Source organism: Janthinobacterium sp. CG_23.4 (assembly GCF_029892305.1).
In the GTDB taxonomy this organism is placed as follows: Bacteria; Pseudomonadota; Gammaproteobacteria; order Burkholderiales; family Burkholderiaceae_D; genus Janthinobacterium; species Janthinobacterium lividum_D.
On record NZ_JARXUX010000001.1, the window covers coordinates 371,359 to 389,125 of the forward strand.

A 17,767-nucleotide genomic window follows, 5' to 3' on the forward strand; every position below is an offset into this window, starting at 1 on the left:
TGCTCCGCTCATCCGACCTATTGTTGGCGCCAGTGGTGGTGTCGGATTACGTTCCTTCGGATCTAATCCGACCTACCTCTTCTTCCTCCTCCACCTCCTCTTGCCGGCGGTACGCGAGGCGGTACAGCAGCGGCAGCACGAGCAAGGTCAAGGCTGTCGACGACAGGATGCCGCCGATCACCACGGTGGCCAGCGGACGCTGCACTTCGGCGCCCGTGCCCACGGCGATGGCCATCGGCACGAAGCCTAGCGAGGCCACCAGCGCCGTCATCATGACAGGCCGCAGGCGGGTGATTGCCCCCTCGCGTATCGCCTCTTGCAGGGGCATGCCCTGTTCGCGCAACTGGCGGATATAGGCGATCATCACCAGGCCGTTCAGCACGGCCACGCCGGATAGGGCGATGAAGCCCACCGCTGCCGAGATCGACATGGGAATATCGCGCAGCCACAGGGCGACGATGCCGCCCGTCAAGGCGAACGGTATACCGCTGAACACCAGCAAACCATCTTTCACGTTGCCGAACATGGCAAAGAGCAAGACGAACACGAGCGCCAGCGCCACCGGCACTACCAGCTCCAGGCGTTTCGTGGCCGACTGCAATTGCTCGAACTGGCCGCCCCAGCTGGTCCAGTAGCCGGGGGGAATGGCCACCTGCGCTTGCAGCTGCTGCGTGGCGTCGGCGACAAACGAGCCGATATCGCGTCCGCGCACGTTGGCGCTGATGACGATGCGGCGCTTGCCATCTTCGCGGCTGATCTGGTTCGGTCCCGGTGCCACTTGCAGGCTGGCCACTTCGCCGAGCGGAATGAAGCGCGCGCGGCCATCCGTCGCCGCTCCCAGGGGCAGGGAGATGGGCAGGCGTTTCAGCTGTTCCAGGTCGCTGCGCAGGCTGTCGGGCAGGCGCACGACGATGTCGAAGCGGCGGTCGCCCTGGAATAGCGTACCCGCCTCTTGCCCGCCGATGGCCGTGGCAATCGCTGCTTGCACGTCAGCAATGTTGAGACCGTAACGGGCCGTCTGCTCGCGGTCGATCTGTACCGTCAGCATGGGTAAACCGGTTGTCTGCTCGACCTTCACTTCCGTCGCGCCTGGGATCTTGCCCAGCACGCCGGCAATCTTCGCCGCCGTGCTGTCGAGGACGGCCATGTCGTCGCCGAACAGTTTCACGGCGACGTCGCTGCGCACGCCGGAAATCAGTTCATTGAAGCGCAACTGGATCGGTTGTGAAAACTCGTAGTTATTACCAGGCAAGCTGTTGGCCGTGGCTTCGATTTCCGCCAGCAATTGCTCGCGCGATTTTTTCGTTTGCGGCCACTGGTCGCGCGGCTTGAGCATGATGTAGCCGTCGGAAATATTCGGCGGCATGGGGTCCGAAGCGATTTCTGCCGTTCCCGTGCGGGCGAACACGCGGGCGATTTCCTTGTGCTTGTCGATCAGCTTGCGTTCCAGTTGCTGCTGCATGGCCAGCGATTGCGTCAAGCTGGTGCCGGGGATGCGCAGGGCCTGGATGGCGATATCGCCCTCGTTCAAGCTGGGCACAAACTCGCTGCCCATGCGCGTGGCCAGCAAGCCCGACAGTAATACGGCAACCGCCGCGCCCGTCAGCACGACGGGCGTGTTGCGCATCACCTTGTCCAGCAGCGGCGCATACCAGCGCTTGGCCGCGCGCATGATGGCGTTTTCCTTTTCCGCCACCTTCTCGCCAATAAACAGCGCCACGGCGGCAGGGATGAAGGTGATCGACAGCAGCATGGCGCCCAGCAGGGCGATCACTACCGTCAGGGCCATCGGCGTAAACATGCGCCCTTCCACGCCCGTCAGCGCAAAGATCGGCAGGTACACGACCATGATGATCAGCTGGCCGTACAACAAGGGGCGGCGTGCCTCCTGCGAGGCCGCAAACACTTCATGAAAACGTTCTTGCAAGGTCAGCGGTCGTCCCAGTTTCTGCTGCGCATAGGCCAGGCGGCGCACGCAGTTTTCCACGATCACCACGGCGCCATCGATGATGATGCCGAAGTCCAGCGCGCCCAGGCTCATCAGGTTGGCGCTCACGTGGTATTGCACCATGCCCGTAAACGTGAACAGCATGGCCAGCGGAATCACCATGGCCGTGATGACGGCGGCGCGGATATTGCCGAGGAACAGGAACAGGATGGCAATCACCAGCACGGCGCCTTCCAGCAGGTTTTTCTTGACCGTATTGATGGCCTTGTCGACCAGGACCGTGCGGTCATACACGGTGACGGCGTGCACGCCTTTGGGCAGACTTCGGTTGATTTCCAGCATCTTTTTATCGACTGCCTGCGACACGGCGCGACTGTTTTGTCCGATCAGCATGAAGACCGTGCCCAGCACCACTTCGCGGCCGTTTTCCGTGGCCGCGCCCGTGCGCAATTCGCGTCCCAGCACCACGTCGGCGACGTCGCGGATACGGATCGCCACACCCTGCACGTTGGCGACGATGATGTTGGCGATGTCGTCCTTTGACGCTACCTGGCCCGGCGCGCGTATCAACAGCTGCTCACCCTGCCTTTCGATGTAGCCGGCACCCACGTTGCCGTTGTTGCGCTCGAGCGCTGTCACCACCTCTTGCAGGCTGATGCCGTAGGCGGCCAGTTTTTCCGGGTAGGGCGCCACTTGGTACTGCTTGGCGTAGCCACCGATGGCATTGATTTCCGTGACCCCCGTAACATTGCGCAACTGCGGCTTGATGATCCAGTCCTGGATTTCGCGCAGGTCGGTCGGCGTGTACGGCGTGCCGTCCGGCTTTTTCGCGCCGTCTTGCACTTCCACCGTCCACAGGTAGATTTCACCGAGGCCCGTGGAAACGGGGCCCATTTTGGGCGTGATACCGGCCGGCAAGCTTTCCTTGGCTTCTTGCAGGCGCTCGTTGATCATCTGGCGGGCAAAATAGATGTCGGTGCCATCCTTGAAGATCACGGTCACTTGCGACAGGCCATAGCGCGACAGCGAGCGCGTCTGTTCCAGGTTCGGCAAGCCGGCCATGGCCGTCTCGATGGGGAAGGTAACCCTTTGCTCGGTTTCCAGCGGCGAATAGCCGGCCGACTGGGTATTGATTTGTACCTGCACATTGGTGATGTCGGGTACGGCGTCGATGGGCAGTTTTTGATAACTGTAGATACCCAGGCCGGCCATGGCGGCCACGGCCAGCATCACCAGCCAGCGCTGGTCGATGGCGAAGCGAATCAAGCGTTCAAACATGTTGGTGTCCTTGATGTCAGGTGATCAGTGTTCATGGCCGGCGGAGTCCTTGCCCAGCTCGGACTTCAGCACGAAGCTGCCCTGCGCCGCGTACGGTGTACCGGCGGCCAGGCCCTGTTCGATATGCGTCAACGTGCCATCGCTGCGTCCCAGCACCACCGGCGTGGCCTGGAAACCACCGTTGACTTGCACGAAGATGACGCTCTTGTCTTCCACCGTCTGGATGGCCGTGTTTTGCACGGTGACGCGCGCGTCCGCTTCGCCCGACACCACTTCCACGCTGACGAACAGGCCCGGGCGCCAGGCCATGTCCGGGTTACGCAAGCTGATGCGTGCCTTGGCCGTGCGCGTCTGCTCGCCCAGTAAGGCACCCACATAGGTGATCGTGCCTTGCGCGCTGGCGTCGAATGCACTGGCCTTGACTTCCGCCTTGCCTCCCACGCGCACGGTGGCCAGGTCTTTCGCCGGTACGGCGATTTCCGCCCAGACGCTCGAGAGGTCGGAAATGACGAAGATGTTGGCGTCTTCCTTGACGGCCTCGCCCAAGGTGATGTGTTTTTCCAGTACCATGCCGTCGAACGGTGCGCGGATCTCGTAGCGGTTCAGCGGCCCTTTGCCGACGCCAGCGGCGCCACTCGCGGTGCCGCTGCCACTGGCACTGGCACTGGCGCCTAGTGCGCTGAGCTTTTGCTGCGCATTTTGCACGGCGATTTCTGCTTCGCGCCACGCTTGCTGCGCCTGCAGATAATCTTGCTCGGCCGAAATCTTCTCGCGCCACAGCTTTTCTTCACGCTCATAGGTGGAGCGGGCCAAGGATAAACGCCGCTGCGCCGACAGCAGTTCGCTGCGCTGTTCCGACAGTTCCGTGCTGGCGATAACGGCCAGCACTTGCCCTTTTTTTACCAGCTGGCCCAGGTCTGCCTGTACCGCTTCTACCACGCCCGCCAGGCGCGGCACGACGTGGGCCGTGCGGTCTTCATTGAAGCGGATTTCGCCGGGCAGGGCGACGGTTGTCTTGATGCGGCCGGGCGCGGCGGTGGCGATGACGACGCCAGCCGCCTTGCTTTGCGCGGCGCTCAATTCCAGCCTGCCTTCCACGGCTGCGTGGCCGTCTGCGTCTTTCTTTTCAGCCTGTGCTTGCGTTTTTGCGGCGGCGGGCGGCGCGCTCTTGGTGTCGGAATTGTCCGTGCCGAGGATGAGGCTAGCGAGCACGACGCCGGCGGCCGCGATGGAGGCGATGGCGATCGCTTGTTTCTTGTCGAGTTTGATATGCATGTCGGGTCTTCCTTACAGGGGGGCGGTGGCGCCAAGCAGGCGCTCGATCTCGGTGGCGGCGTGCTGCGCTTCAGTCAACGCGCGCAGGTATTGGTTTTTGGCTTGCAGCAAGGTGCGCTGGGCGTCGAGCACATCGAGGAAGGCGAACTTGCCGAACTCAAAACCCTTGCTGGCCGCGTCGTAGGCACTTTGCGCGCCGGGCAAGATATCCTGACGCAAGCTCTGTACGTCGAGCCGGGCCGTGGCCAGCCGTTCGCTGGCGGCAGCCACGGCCGTTTGCACGCCGATGCGGGCGGCGGCCAGCTCGTCGCTGGCCTTGTCGCTGCGGCGCAAGGCGTCGAGCTTGTTGCCGGCATTGCGGTCGAACAAGGGCAGTGGCAAGGCCAGGCCGATGATGGCTTGGTTGCGGCCCAGTTCTTCCGAGCGCTTCACGCCTATGCTGAGCGTGACGTCGGGCGTGGCGCGGCGCTGTTCCACGTCCAACATGGCTTGCCGCTGCGCCAGAGCGCTGCGCGCCTGGCGCACGGCCGGTGCCTGCTCTAGGCGCGCCGCTTGTGCGCTGGCCGCTGGCAGCTCGGGCAAGGTTTCCAGTTGTCCCTCAGCCAAGGTGAAACGGGGCGTGGCATTGCCCCATAGGGCAGCGAGGCGCTGACGGGCGCTCGACAGCGTGCTGCGGGCCAGGTTCAGCTCCAGCCGCACGCTCGCTTCGGCGACGCGGGCACGGGTTTCCTCGACAGGCGAGGCCTTGCCGGCGGTGACCCGGCGCGCCGTGATGTCGCTGGCGCGCGCCGCCAGCGCCTGTGCGCTGTCGGCCAGGCGCAAGCCTTCCTGCGCGGCCAGCACCTCGACAAAGGCGGTGGCGACGGCGGCGCGCGTGTCGGCTTGCTGCAGGGACAGGCCCGCTTGCGCCAGGTCTTCGCCGCGTTGGGCGACGCTCGTGCGGGCGCCGCGCTTGCCGCCCAGTTCAATCAGCTGGTTGAGCTGCACGGTGGTGGTGCGCGCGCCACGCCGCGTATCCTCCAGCACCGTTTGCAGTTCCGGGTTGGGCAGGGCGCGTGCCTGTTGCAGGGCGCCGCCCTGCGCCGCCAGCTCATGACGTGCACCCGACAAGGTAGCGTTGCCGCCGTCGGCGAGCAGCAGTGCGGCAGACAAGGTCAGAGGAGCAGCCGGCTCCGCAGGTACTTGCGCATGGGTAAGATTGCCAGCCAGCAGGCCAGCGCAGAGACAGAATAGAGAGATGGAACGGTACATCGAATTCTCCAGGGTAGGAAAAAAGAATTCGACGGGACGCGCAGGCTTGCGCCAGACTCATTGCGCCAAGATTAATCCGGCGCAGCGATGGCGATTAGTGATTGAGACGTCCCGTCGGTCTAGGCGGCCGACGACCAGTCAGGGCGCTTGGGAGCGTCCGGGATGTGGGAAGCGTAGAAGAAGGGAGCGGTGTCGGCGTTAACGCAGGCCGTGTCGCCGACGGGCAAGCTGGAGCCGGCCGGCAGCCAAGCATGGCCTATGCCATGGCAGACGTTGCAGTCGTTGTGCGGCTGGCCTTTGAATTGTTTGTCAGCTTTATCGGCGACAGGTTTTTTGTCCGCATCGGCCTTGTGCTGGTGATTATGGTGGCCCAAGTGCTGCGCCGCCTTGCCTTCCTCGTGCAGGCAATACGCGCTCGCCGCTGCCCAGGACATCTGGAGCGGAAGCACGAACAGCAGCAAAATGAGGAACAGTCGTCGCATGGTGAGATCTATTGTACAGAAAAGAGGGCGGGCGTGGCTAGCGTTGCTGGCTGCGCCACGCCTTCAATTGCGCGGCGATGGCCTTGCCCTGAAACATTTGTGGCTCGGAATGCTCTTGCGCTGCCATGCCGCCCGCGCGGAAATCTGCTGCTTCGCGCGCCTGCACCAGCCCCCTGGCCTGCTCGAAGGCTTCGGCAAAGCCTGCACTCTTGGGCAAGGATTGCTTGAAATACGCTTCGCTGAAATACGTGAAATCGTTCTGGTCGTCGCAACCGAACGAGCTGCGGTCGCCGCGCGCGGCCGTGATGATGAGGGTGTTGTCATCCTTCAACGGCGCAATAAAACCACCTGCATAGCAGGCCGAGACGACGATGACCTTCCAGCGGATGCCGCTGTGCTTGAGCATGGAGGCAAGTTCTTGCGCGGGCAAGCCGTGCAAGTCCATGCCGTTTTGCGCCAGCGCCAGTGCATGTTCGGGCGAACCATGGCTGGTGAGGAACAGGAACAGAATGTCGTTCTGCTTGTCCATCTTTGCGCCCAGTGCATCGAGGCTGGCGCTGATGCTGGTGCGCGTGGCCATCGGCTGTTGCGCCACTGTATTACGGCTGTTGACCAGCACCAGGGAGCGGCCTGCGGTGCCGTAATCGCGGTCGAACTGGTGCTGCACGAAGGCCGTTTCGCGGTGGAATACTTCTTGCGCGCCGTCGCCGGCCACGCCCAGCAGGTACAGATTGATCTTTTTTGCCGCATCGCGCGGCGCAATGCGCGCCAGGGCCCGGTCGAGCAGGGTGCCTTGGCGGTACAGGGCCAGCTCGACATTGTCGCGCGTGAGCTTGTCCAAGGCAGGGTCGTCCAACTGGCCTTGCGTCCAGTTGCCGCTGTCTTCGCGCCGGCCGTCCGCCTGCGCCACGGCGTAACGCAGCACGCCCTTGCCGTCGAACTGGCCATTCTTGAAGCTGCCCCGGTATTGGTCGCCGTCGGCCGTGCGCAGCACGCCTTCGCCCTCGAATTTCCAGTCTTTCAACTCGCCTTCGTAGTCGATGCCGTCGCTGGTGCTGACCTTGGCCTTGCCCTGCAGTTGGCCCTGGACGAACTCGCCTTCGAAGACGCTGCCGTCCGTGTCGGTCAGCTTGCCGCTGCCGTGCGGGCGCCAGTGTTTAAAATGGCCTTCGAAGCTGGCACCATCGGCGCCCTGGAAGCGGCCTGGCCCCTCGAAGCTGCCCTTGGTGAAGGTGCCCGCATAGATCTCACCCTTGGGCGAGGTGTAGCGGCCGATGCCATCGAAGGCGCCCTGGCGGAAGGCACCCACGTATTCGACGCCGGACGCCTGGCGCAGCGTGCCCTGGCCGGAAAACACGCCGCGTGCGAAGCCCCCTTCATAAAATGCACCGCTGGCATATTCCAGCCTGCCCCAGCCATGCATCTTGCCCGCGACGAGGGGGCCAAAATAGCGTCCGCCATCGGCCGTTTCGGCCGCCGGCGTCTTGGCTGGCGCGGCGCACAGCGGCGGCATGCCCAGCGCTGCAAAGGCCAGCAGGCCGGCGAGGGTATAGGGGCGTAGCGAGGCGCGTAGCGTGGCGGACATCTGTATGGTCTGGTCTGTAGGAAGGTGCCCAGTCTGCCACTGTATTGCCAGCGTGGCAAATGCTGGCATGGCCTGTGTTGCTCTGCCTTAAGGCAAGATTCTGCGTTTTATGCCGTGCCAAGGCTGGATTGAACTGATAATATTGATTTTCAGAATATATTGACACAAGGCATATAGCTACCCATGGAAAGCCGTCTCAGCCGTCTGGAAGCTGTCCAGACCGTGTTGCTGGAAATCGGGCAGCGCTCGAGCACCTGCAGCGATATCAGCGAATTCCTGCAGGCGGTGCATGCGGCGCTAGGTCGCATCATGTATGCGGCCAATTTTTATGTGGCGCTCAGCGACCGCGACGACGGTCTGGTGCGCTTTCCGTATTTTGTCGATGAATTCGATGCCGCGCCCGACCCGGACGTGGGCGTGCGCCTGGCCAGCGCGGCGCAATCGCCCACGGCATGGGTCATCGTCAACGGCAAGCAACTGGTGATGACGGCCGATGACGACGCCATGCGCGCCATCGATGGCGGCGCCTGGGGCGGCGGCACGGCGGCCGAGCACTGGATAGGCTGTCCGCTGCTGGACCAGCAACACCAGGGGCTGGGCGTTATCGTCATCCAGAGCTACGACGCGCAGCACCGCTTCAGCCAGGAAGACCAGGCTCTGTTCGCGCTGATCGCCACGCACGTGTCGAGCGCTCTGCAAGGCATGCAAAGCATGGACCGCCTGGAAAAAGCGGTGCAGGAGCGCACGGCCCTGCTGGCGCACGAGGTGGCCGAGCGGCGCCGCGCGGAAAACCTGCAGCATGCGCTGTATGAAATCGCCAATCTGTCGGCGCAGGCGTCCGATGCGACGACTCTGTATACGCGCCTGCACGCTATCATCAGCGAGCTGGTCACGGCGAAGAATTTCCTTATCGCCCTGTACCATCCGGACAGCAAGGACATCACGATCCCGTATTTTGTCGATGAAAAAGATGCGCAGGCGCCGGTGAAGCGCTTTCATTACGGCATCGGCATGAGCTCGTACGTGCTGGCGCGCCGCCAAGCCTGCCTGCTCGATGCGGACAGCTATGCGGCGCTGGTGGCCAGCGGCGAGATCGGCGAGCCACTGGGCAATGTGAGCATCGCCAGCTGGATGGGCGCGCCCATGCTGTTGGGCGAGCGCAAGTATGGCGTGATCATCGTGCAAAGCTACGACAGCTCTGTCGTGTATGGCCAGGCGGAACTCGACGTGCTGGCCTTCATGGCCAGCCACGTGGCCGTGGCGATGGCCCGCATCCAGGCCGACAGTGCCATGCGCCAGGCCAAGGAAGCGCTGGAAGTGCAGAACGCGGCCCTGAACAGCGCGCTGAGCGCCTTGCAGGAAGCGCAGTCGGAACTGGTGCGCCAGGAAAAGCTCGCGTCGCTGGGTCGGCTGGTCGCTGGCGTGGCACATGAAATCAATACGCCGCTGGGCATTTGCGTCACCGCCACCAGCCATCTGGTGCAGGAATTGAAGCTCACGCGCGAAGACCTGGACAGCGGCCAGCTCGATGCAGATGGCTTGCAGCAGTTTTTCGATATCATCGACCAAACCCTGCGCATCATGACGACCAATACGCAGCGCGCCGCAGCGTTGGTACGCAGCTTCAAGCAGGTGGCCGTGGACCAGTCCTCGGACGAATTGCGCAGCTTTAATTTGCGCAAATACCTCGATGAAATCGTGCTCTCGCTGCAGCCCAAGCTCAAGGGCAAGCCGATCAAGGTGGAAATCGATTGTCCACCTGATGTGCAGCTGCGCAGCTATCCGGGTGCCGTCTCGCAGATCGTCACGAACATGCTGGTCAATTCACTGGTGCATGGCTTTGTGGAAGGCGAGCCGGGCAAGATCAAGTTGTCTGCCCGGACGGCTGGCGAAATGCTGGAACTCGACTACAGCGACGATGGCATGGGCATGGACAGCGCCACCCTGGGCCAGCTGTTCGACCCCTTCTTCACGACGAAGCGCGGTTCGGGCGGCAGTGGCCTGGGCGCGCACATCTTGTACAACCTGGTAACGGGGCCGCTGGGCGGTACGGTGAAGGTGGTCAGCGCGCCAGGCATGGGTCTACATTATAAAATTCGGTTCCCGCTGGAGCCTAAGAGCACCTGAGAAAACGTCCATGGCTGCGTTGCTTGGTCTTGCCGTGCTATTCGCACTGTCTGCGACCGCGCGCCTTGCCCTGAACGTTTTTCAGGCGCTCTTGCGACGCGGATTTGGCACATGAAATCGCGGCGTACGGGGTCAGACCCTCAGGGTCTGACCCCAGTATTCGTACTTGGGTTAAATGTGCCGCCTAATCAGGGAAACGCTTGTTCAGGGCCAGAGCCTCATCCAGGTTCGCGATCAGCAACTCCACATACTGCGGGTCGAGGTGGCTGCCGCTCACTTCGCGCAGATAGCTGACCACGCGCTCCAGGGGCCAGGCATCCTTGTAGCAGCGCTTGTGCATGAGGGCGTCGAAGACGTCGGCGACGGCGGCGATGCGCGCGTAGGGGTGGATGTTTTCGCCCACCAAGCCTTGCGGGTAGCCGCTGCCATCGTACTTTTCGTGGTGCTGGTGGGCGATCACGGCTGCCGCTTTGAGCAGCGGGCGCTGCGAGCCGTCGAGGATGGACATGCCCACCGTCGGATGCTGTTTCATGATTTCCCATTCGGCCGCGTCGAGCTTGCCCGGTTTGAGCAGCACGGCGTCGGGCGTGGAAATCTTGCCGATGTCATGCATGGGCGCCGCGTGGCGCAGCACCATGGTTTCCTCTTCCGACATGCCGGAGGCCTGCGCCAGCAACTGACACACTTCTGCCATGCGGCGCACGTGGTTGGCGCCTTCATGCGAACGCGATTCGACCACATCGCCCATGCGCAGGATCAGCTCGGCCTGGGTGTCGGTGATTTCCTGCGTCAGCAGGATGTTATCGAAGGCAATCGCCACGCCCGAGCAGAACACTTCCAGCAATTGCGCGTCGAGGTCGGATATTTCTTCCACGCCTTTTAAAATCAGCACCGAAGCCTTGCCGCTGCTGTTGGGGAAATAGCCGACATAGGTGTCGCCATGCAGGCGCGAGATTTTATTGCTCTTCGCATGGTCCAGCTGAGATAGCAGAGCAGGGCTGAGAATGCCGCCATCGGCTTCATGGTCGCCGATCTGCGCGAGGATTTCATAATCCTGTTCGCCCGAGATGGCGCTGGCGCCGCGCAGACGCAGCAGCATGCTCGTTTCCAGGCGCAGCAGGGCGACGACTTGCTGCAGCAGGCCGCTGGCAAAGTCGCGCAGATTGCGTTGCTTGAAGATATGCGCCGAGGCCGCGATGACTCTTTCCAGGCCCTCGCGGTAATGCAGTTGGGCCAGGCGCGCTTCCTCGACCTTCATGATGTCGCGGTAGGCGCGCAGCGCGGCAAAGGTGGTGGTGAACAGCTTGGTGCGGTCCAGTTCCGTCTTTTCCTTGTAGTCGTTGATGTCGTAGTTGACGATCACCCGTTCTTCCGGCGCCTGTCCCGGCTGCCCGGTGCGCAGCACGATGCGCGTAAATTGGTTGCCCAGGTCTTCGCGCATCCAACGCGCCACTTCCAGGCCGCTGTCTTCGCGTTCCATCACCACGTCCAGGAAGACCAGCGCGATGCCCTCTTCGCGCGCCAGCACTTGCTTCGCTTCGGCGCCGCTATACGCATGCACGAAGCTCAGGGCGCGGCCCTCGAGGCGGAAACGGTTCAGTGTCAGTTTGGTGATGTCGTGGATGTCGGGTTCATCGTCGACGAGCAGGACTTTCCAGGGCGGTAACGTGGGTGAGGCTGAAGACAAAAATGACATAAGGACGAGTTCCGCTAAAAGGCATAACTGACGCAATGCTGAGACGCCTGCGCCAGGCTAGCCTGTGCGCCACTGACGGCGTTGCGCGTTTTTCGGGCGCATTTTTCGATTGTAGACTGACAGCCAAGTATTAACAATAAGCAAGAATAATTGACTGAAATCATGCGACATATATGCTAAAAAAGCATGCTAAATCCAGGCTCCTCACATCATCTGAAATTGATCGCTTAGACAACTATATTTTCAAGACAATACTTTGTTTTAATTAATATTACCAATAAATCTGCAAAAAATACCGCGTAGCGCCTTTCTGGCAGCAAATCGAAAAAGTAACAAGGTATGAATTGCGCAGCAAAGTAGGATGCGCTGCGCTATATTGGTCAGGTGTAAGCAGTCGCTCCATACCACTCACATTGACTGAAAAGGTGACATCATGCAAAAGCAGACGACGCGCGCCCTGGTCGCTGGTCTGGCCTTGCTGGCCAGTAGCGCGGCCTGGGCCGGAACGCAAGTGCAGTTCAGCAAACCGGATCAATTTACCGATGTCCCGTTCAAGCCGCAGGAACGCGATGAGGTGTTGAAGGAACTGAGCCAGCATTTCGAGAAACTGGGCGCATCGCTGCCGCCCGGCCAGAGCCTGAAGATCGATGTCACGGACGTGGACCTGGCGGGCCGTGAAAATCCCGCTTTGCGTGCCGGCCAGGATATTCGCGTCATGAATGGTGGGGTCGACTGGCCGCGCCTGCGCCTGCACTACGTGCTGGAACAGGATGGCAAGGTCATTCGCAGTGCCGATGCAGCGCTGTCCGACATGGCGTACCTGAGCCGCATCAATCATTACTTCAGCAATGAAAAGCTGCGCTATGAAAAGCTGATGATCGATGACTGGTATGCCGACACCTTCGGCATCAAGGTGCAGCGCCAGGCGCGCAAGTAAGCGCGCATTCACCGCTGCCTGCATCGCCTTGTCAGGGCAGGCTCATTCTTGCCCTTATCGCTGCCTGCCTGTCGCCCCAGTTTTCATGTTTTCCTGATAGACATGCAGCATGGCGGCATGCTTGATCGTTGCCTTAATCGATCCAGTTTACCTGCGTGAATTTGCTGCCGAACTCTTCCGGCATGGGCACGACTTGGCTGCGCTTGTAGTTGAAAAACACAAAGCCGGACTTGGCCATCGCGATCAGCGTGTTGTCGCGCGGGCGCGTGATGCGAAAAGTGATGTCGCCGCCATATTTATTAAAATCCATGACGCCCACTTCGAACAGCAGCTGGTCGCGCGCATGCGCTTCGGCACGGTAGGTGGTGGCCAGGTCGGTGACGATGATGCCGGTGCCGTCCGCTTCAATGTCGCGCACGCCGAATTCGAACAGGAAGCGAGCGCGGGCTTCGGAAATCATGGAAATCATGGAATCGTTGCCGAGATGGTTGCCGGCATTGATGTCCGTGGTGCGTACCGTCAGTTGCGAGGAATAGCAGTACTGGTCTTCGGGAAATTCAAGTTTCAAACGGGCCATGGTGTTCTCTTGGGCTGGTGCGCAGGGCGCGACGGGAAAAACCCATTCTAGCCGGTTCCCCGCGCCCCGTCGAAAAACGCCCCAGCCGCATGCGCGGCTCCGCTACACTGGCGTACGCTTATTTGTGTACGATGCGATACACCTTGCCCGTGCCGCTCAGCATGTACAGCTCGTTTTGCGCATCTTGGCCGAAGGACACGATGTTGCCCACGTTGGTGATGTTCCAGTCCGTCACTGCGGAGGCCGTGCCATTGCTGTAGCTGAAACTTTTTAGCCAGCCGCTGCAGTAGTCCGAGTACAGATAGTGCCCCGCCAGTTCCGGCAAGGCCGTGCCCCGGTACAAATAGCCGCCCGTGATCGAGCAGCCGCCGACCATATCGTGGCCGTATTCGATGGCAGGCACGACCAGCCCCGCCTGGTTACAACTGGCGCTGTTGTAGCACTGCGTGCCTTCCATGATGTTCCAGCCATAGTTGTTGCCCGCCTGGCCCACGGGCCGCACATCGACTTCTTCCCGGTTGGCCTGGCCCACGTCGGCGATATACAGCAGCTGGGCCGTCAGGTCGAAGGCGTGGCGCCACGGGTTGCGCAAGCCGTAGGCCCAGATTTCAGGGCGCCCGCCTGCCGTGGCAAATGGATTGCCGGGTGGAATGGCGTATGGCAGGGCCACCGTGCTGGCGTTGACGTCCAGACGCAGCAGTTTGCCCAGCAGGACGTTGGTATTGTGCGCGTTGCCGGGCGGGTCACCCGCGCTGCCGCCGTCGCCCGTGCCCGCATACAGATAGCCATCCGGGCCAAAGCTGAGCAAGCCGCCATAGTGGTTGCTGAACGTGGGATGGGGAATCGTGAGGATGACCAGCGCGGACAGGGAATCGGCCACGTTGGCGTTGCCCGCTGACACTTGCCGCCGCTCGATGACGATATTGCCGGCCAGGTCGGTGTAGTAAATGAAGAAATAGCCGTTGCTGGCGTATTGCGGATGGAAGGCCAGCGACAGCAAGCCCCGCTCGCCGCTGGTGGTGGTGAGCGCGCTGATATCGAGGAAGGACGTGGCCAGCAAGTTGCCGTTCTGCACCACGCGGATGCGTCCGGGGCGTTCGAGGATGAACAAACGGCTGTCGCCCGCTGGCGCCGTGAGGAAGATGGGCGCGCTCAGGCCGGAGACCACCTCTTGCAGGGCCAGGGCCAGCGGCGCTGTGGCCGCATACGTGACGCTGGCACTGGCCGTCGCGCCCGCATCAACTTGCACCTGCTGCGTGGCGGGCGTGGGCGCCAGCGTTCCCGTGCCGTGCGCCACGCTGGCGGCGCTGAGCGCGTAGGCGCCGGGCGCCAGGTCGGTGAGCGTGGTGCTTGCCGTCAGCAGCTTGCTGTAGGACGCGGGTCCGCTGAGCGTGACGGCGCCCGCCACGCCGGCCGACAAGCCGCCGATGCTGACCGTCAGGCTGCCCGAGGTCGCGCCGGGCGGGTCGTCGTCGCCGCCACCACCACAGGCGGCCAGCAGGGCCAGGCAGCATGCCAGCAGCAGGGCCAGCCAGATACGCGTGCGTTGGGAAAATAGATTGCGCATGTCAGTCTCCTGCGGGAACGACGCAACGGCTACGCGATGAATGTCGCTTGTGCCAAGAATGCGCGTCTGGATGCCGGGAAGATTGAGCAGGCGCAAACGGACATCCCAATGACGTCAGCATACGCCACGCGCCTGCCGCGCTTGTGTGCGCTGCTGCACGGTACGGCGGCAGCGGACAATTGCGCCGCGTTTTCAGACAAGGGTGGGGGCCGTTGCCTTGCCGCGCCCGCAAGCGCCCGATAATGGCGCATCTGAAACCGAGCAGGAAGAAACCCCATGAAAACCAAAGCCGCGATTGCCTGGAAGGCGGGTGCCCCTTTGAGCATCGAAGAAGTCGACCTGGCCGGCCCGCGCGCCGGCGAAGTGCTGGTCGAGCTGAAAGCCACGGGCATTTGCCACACCGATTACTACACCCTGTCGGGCGCCGATCCGGAAGGCATCTTCCCGGCCATCCTGGGCCATGAAGGCGCCGGCATCGTCGTCGACGTGGGCCCGGGCGTGACGACGCTGAAAAAGGATGACCACGTCATCCCGCTGTACACGCCGGAATGCCGCCAGTGCAAGTTCTGCCTGTCGCAAAAGACAAATTTGTGCCAGGCCATCCGCTCGACGCAGGGCCGCGGCCTGATGCCTGACGCCACCAGCCGTTTTTCCCTGAATGGCCAGCCCTTGTTCCATTACATGGGCACCTCGACCTTTTCCAACTACATCGTGGTGCCGGAAATTGCCTTGGCAAAGATCCGCGAAGACGCGCCGTTCGACAAGGTGTGCTACATCGGCTGCGGCGTGACGACGGGCGTGGGCGCGGTATTGTTCTCGGCCAAGGTGGAAGCGGGCGCCAACGTGGCCGTGTTTGGCCTGGGCGGCATCGGCTTGAACGTGATCCAGGCGGCGAAAATGGTCGGCGCCGATAAAATCATCGGTATCGATATCAACCCGGCGCGCCAGGCCATCGCGCGCAAGTTCGGCATGACGCATTTCATCAATCCGAATGCGGTGGAAAACGTCGTCGATGCCATCGTGCAGCTGACCGATGGCGGTGCCGATTATTCGTTTGAATGCGTCGGCAACACGACCCTGATGCGTCAGGCGCTTGAATGCACGCACAAGGGCTGGGGCAAATCGTTCATCATCGGCGTCGCTGCGGCGGGCCAGGAAATTTCCACGCGCCCATTCCAGTTGGTGACGGGGCGCGAATGGCGCGGTTCGGCCTTCGGCGGCGCGCGCGGGCGCACGGACGTGCCGAAGATCGTCGACTGGTATATGGAAGGCAAGCTCAATATTGACGACCTGATCACGCACAGGCTGAAGCTGGAAGACATCAACCAGGGCTTCGATCTGATGAAAAGCGGCGAGTCTATCCGCTCCGTGGTGCTGTATTGATATTGAACCCTAGCGTAATGTACTTATTGCGCAACACTTGACCGACGGCGCAGGGCGACAGCCTGTACTTCGTCGCCTGCGCCTGCTAGTGTGAAGACATCCGCCTTGCTTTGGGAGTCGTTCATGTTTGCCACTGTCTACCTTGCCACGTTGCGCCGCATGCTGCCCGTCTTCCTCGCTGCGGCCCTGTCTTCCCTGCTGGCCTTATGGTGGAGCAATGCCGCCATTCTTGCCACGCCTGCCATCTGGCTGGCGCTGCTGGCCACCTATCTGTTGTGCGCGCTGATGTTTACGCCGCTGGCCTTGCAGCGCCAGAAGCTGGCCACGCGCCACGTGCGCAGCCGCAAGTTGCGCTGAGTTGCGCTGAGCCCCGCGGCCCCTCGCTGCGCCTAGCGCGCCGTGCTGGAAAAGCGTTCGCGGTAGTCGCGCGGCGTGATGGCGAGTTTCTTTTGAAACAGACGGCGCAGCCTTTCCTCGCTATGCAAGCCGGCCTGCACGGCGACTTGTTTCAATGACGACACATTGTCTTCCAGCAAGCGGCGGGCCACTTCAAAGCGCGCCGTTTCGATGAATTCCGTGGGGCTGCTGCCCGTTTCGCGCTGGAACACGCGCGTAAAATTGCGCTCGCTCATGGACAGCCTGGCCGCCAGTAGCGGTATGCCAAGCTCTTCGCCCAGGTGTTCCATGATCCAGCCTTGTAGCTGGCGGATGCTCGGATGCGTCGTCATCTGACTCGACAGATGCACGGAAAACTGCGACTGGCCGCCGGGCCGCTTCAGGTACACCACCAGGTCGCGCGCCACCTCCAGCGCGATATCGCGGCTGAAATCGTCTTCCACCAGGGCCAGGGCCAGATCAATGCCGGCCGTCACCCCGGCCGATGTCCAGAATTTCCCTTCGCGTACGAAAATAGCATCGGCGTTGACCTGTATTAATGGATAGCGTTGGCGCAAGCTGTCCACGGCGCTCCAGTGCGTGGCCGCACTCTTACCGTCGAGCACGCCCGCCTCGGCCAGGAAGAAGCAGCCCGTACACAGGGCCGCCAGGGTATCGATGCGCGGTGCCGCCTCTGCCACCCAGGCGGCGAGGGCGGGGATGTCTTGCAAGACTTGCTCGACATGGTGGCAGCCGACGATGACGGCCAGGTCGGGCAAGCGGTTCACATCGAGCGCCTTGCTGGCGTGCAGCGACATCAGGGTGTCCGACTCGACAGGACCGATGGCGGTCGACACAATGCGCACGTCATAACCGCCGGGCAGATTGCGCAGGCGCAAATGGGTGTTGGCGTAATCAAATACTTTCATGGCACCGATGGCTTCCAGCGCCTTGAAGCCTGGATAGACGATGATGTCGACGCTGCGCAGGGGGAATTTTGGGGAGCTTTGCTTGAGCATGCAATGAATGAGATAAATGAAACAGTGCCATAATGCAACAATGGCGATGGCCTAGGTTAGCATGAAATTGGCTACCAACCGATTGCCCTCTCATTCATCAGATTGCTTTAAGCCGTGCGCATATACATTTTCATTGCCGCTTTACTATGTTCGCTGGGGACTGGCCTAGCCCGCGCTGGAACGCTCAGTTTTAACGGCGCTGCTGTCACGGACTGCAGCAATAGCGGCGTCGAATATACCTGCCCATCTTTGGCGATGCAATGGAAT

At 61.9% G+C, this 17,767-nt stretch carries 13 protein-coding genes; 4 read left to right on the forward strand and 9 right to left on the reverse strand.

The window, feature by feature from the left end; genetic code table 11:
* Window positions 1-46 precede the first annotated feature (46 nt).
* From H4V96_RS01670 to H4V96_RS01690, 5 genes are all read right to left on the reverse strand, one after another.
* Complete coding sequence (locus H4V96_RS01670) at window positions 47-3,226, reverse strand: CusA/CzcA family heavy metal efflux RND transporter (RefSeq protein WP_196856737.1); 3,180 nt, start codon at window positions 3,224-3,226, stop codon at window positions 47-49.
* A gap of 24 nt (window positions 3,227-3,250) precedes the next feature.
* Complete coding sequence (locus H4V96_RS01675; protein ID WP_196856736.1) at window positions 3,251-4,501, reverse strand: efflux RND transporter periplasmic adaptor subunit; 1,251 nt, start codon at window positions 4,499-4,501, stop codon at window positions 3,251-3,253.
* 12 nt (window positions 4,502-4,513) lie between these two features.
* Entirely contained in the window at window positions 4,514-5,752 is a 1,239-nt protein-coding gene (locus tag H4V96_RS01680; protein ID WP_196856735.1) for a TolC family protein, read from the reverse strand.
* 119 nt (window positions 5,753-5,871) lie between these two features.
* Entirely contained in the window at window positions 5,872-6,234 is a 363-nt protein-coding gene (gene czcI / locus H4V96_RS01685) for a cation efflux protein, CzcI family (RefSeq protein ID WP_196856734.1), read from the reverse strand.
* Between the two features lie 37 nt (window positions 6,235-6,271).
* A complete protein-coding gene (locus H4V96_RS01690; RefSeq protein ID WP_196856733.1) occupies window positions 6,272-7,819 on the reverse strand; it encodes a C13 family peptidase in 1,548 nt (515 codons plus the stop codon).
* A gap of 183 nt (window positions 7,820-8,002) precedes the next feature.
* On the opposite strand from H4V96_RS01690, the gene H4V96_RS01695 reads away from it, so the two are divergent.
* Window positions 8,003-9,946, forward strand: coding sequence for a GAF domain-containing sensor histidine kinase (locus H4V96_RS01695; RefSeq protein ID WP_196856732.1), 1,944 nt, complete (start codon window positions 8,003-8,005; stop codon window positions 9,944-9,946).
* A gap of 184 nt (window positions 9,947-10,130) precedes the next feature.
* Here the strand turns inward: H4V96_RS01695 and H4V96_RS01700 are convergent, their stop codons facing one another.
* Window positions 10,131-11,642, reverse strand: coding sequence for a response regulator (locus tag H4V96_RS01700; protein ID WP_010394755.1), 1,512 nt, complete (start codon window positions 11,640-11,642; stop codon window positions 10,131-10,133).
* A gap of 433 nt (window positions 11,643-12,075) precedes the next feature.
* On the opposite strand from H4V96_RS01700, the gene H4V96_RS01705 reads away from it, so the two are divergent.
* Window positions 12,076-12,579, forward strand: a complete 504-nt coding sequence (locus H4V96_RS01705; RefSeq protein WP_010394757.1) for a DUF3016 domain-containing protein — start codon at window positions 12,076-12,078, stop codon at window positions 12,577-12,579.
* Window positions 12,580-12,712: 133 nt separating this feature from the next.
* On the opposite strand, the gene H4V96_RS01710 is transcribed toward H4V96_RS01705, so the two are convergent.
* Complete coding sequence (locus H4V96_RS01710) at window positions 12,713-13,156, reverse strand: thioesterase family protein (protein WP_010394760.1); 444 nt, start codon at window positions 13,154-13,156, stop codon at window positions 12,713-12,715.
* A 118-nt stretch (window positions 13,157-13,274) separates the two neighbouring features.
* The gene (locus H4V96_RS01715) at window positions 13,275-14,723 is read right to left on the reverse strand and encodes a PQQ-dependent sugar dehydrogenase (protein WP_196856731.1); all 1,449 of its coding nucleotides are present in this window, start codon (window positions 14,721-14,723) and stop codon (window positions 13,275-13,277) included.
* Between the two features lie 276 nt (window positions 14,724-14,999).
* Here H4V96_RS01715 and H4V96_RS01720 point away from each other — a divergent pair, with 276 nt between their 5' ends.
* Together H4V96_RS01720 and H4V96_RS01725 are read left to right on the forward strand one after the other, a co-directional pair.
* On the forward strand, window positions 15,000-16,106 hold the full coding sequence (locus tag H4V96_RS01720; protein ID WP_010393359.1) for an S-(hydroxymethyl)glutathione dehydrogenase/class III alcohol dehydrogenase: 1,107 nt from the start codon (window positions 15,000-15,002) through the stop codon (window positions 16,104-16,106).
* Between the two features lie 123 nt (window positions 16,107-16,229).
* On the forward strand, window positions 16,230-16,463 hold the full coding sequence (locus tag H4V96_RS01725) for a hypothetical protein (RefSeq protein WP_196857059.1): 234 nt from the start codon (window positions 16,230-16,232) through the stop codon (window positions 16,461-16,463).
* A 32-nt stretch (window positions 16,464-16,495) separates the two neighbouring features.
* Here the strand turns inward: H4V96_RS01725 and H4V96_RS01730 are convergent, their stop codons facing one another.
* Window positions 16,496-17,500 (reverse strand): helix-turn-helix domain-containing protein, encoded by a 1,005-nt coding sequence (locus H4V96_RS01730; protein ID WP_196857060.1) that lies wholly within the window; start codon window positions 17,498-17,500, stop codon window positions 16,496-16,498.
* Window positions 17,501-17,767 lie beyond the last annotated feature (267 nt).

Excerpts from the sequence above, each read along its gene's own strand:
- H4V96_RS01670 (WP_196856737.1), bottom strand. The coding sequence starts at position 3,226 with ATGTTTGAACGCTTGATTCGCTTCGCCATCGACCAGCGCTGGCTGGTG.
- H4V96_RS01675 (WP_196856736.1), bottom strand. The coding sequence starts at position 4,501 with ATGCATATCAAACTCGACAAGAAACAAGCGATCGCCATCGCCTCCATC.
- H4V96_RS01680 (WP_196856735.1), bottom strand. The coding sequence starts at position 5,752 with ATGTACCGTTCCATCTCTCTATTCTGTCTCTGCGCTGGCCTGCTGGCT.
- czcI (WP_196856734.1), bottom strand. The coding sequence starts at position 6,234 with ATGCGACGACTGTTCCTCATTTTGCTGCTGTTCGTGCTTCCGCTCCAG.
- H4V96_RS01690 (WP_196856733.1), bottom strand. The coding sequence starts at position 7,819 with ATGTCCGCCACGCTACGCGCCTCGCTACGCCCCTATACCCTCGCCGGC.
- H4V96_RS01695 (WP_196856732.1), top strand. The coding sequence starts at position 8,003 with ATGGAAAGCCGTCTCAGCCGTCTGGAAGCTGTCCAGACCGTGTTGCTG.
- H4V96_RS01700 (WP_010394755.1), bottom strand. The coding sequence starts at position 11,642 with ATGTCATTTTTGTCTTCAGCCTCACCCACGTTACCGCCCTGGAAAGTC.
- H4V96_RS01705 (WP_010394757.1), top strand. The coding sequence starts at position 12,076 with ATGCAAAAGCAGACGACGCGCGCCCTGGTCGCTGGTCTGGCCTTGCTG.
- H4V96_RS01710 (WP_010394760.1), bottom strand. The coding sequence starts at position 13,156 with ATGGCCCGTTTGAAACTTGAATTTCCCGAAGACCAGTACTGCTATTCC.
- H4V96_RS01715 (WP_196856731.1), bottom strand. The coding sequence starts at position 14,723 with ATGCGCAATCTATTTTCCCAACGCACGCGTATCTGGCTGGCCCTGCTG.
- H4V96_RS01720 (WP_010393359.1), top strand. The coding sequence starts at position 15,000 with ATGAAAACCAAAGCCGCGATTGCCTGGAAGGCGGGTGCCCCTTTGAGC.
- H4V96_RS01725 (WP_196857059.1), top strand. The coding sequence starts at position 16,230 with ATGTTTGCCACTGTCTACCTTGCCACGTTGCGCCGCATGCTGCCCGTC.
- H4V96_RS01730 (WP_196857060.1), bottom strand. The coding sequence starts at position 17,500 with ATGCTCAAGCAAAGCTCCCCAAAATTCCCCCTGCGCAGCGTCGACATC.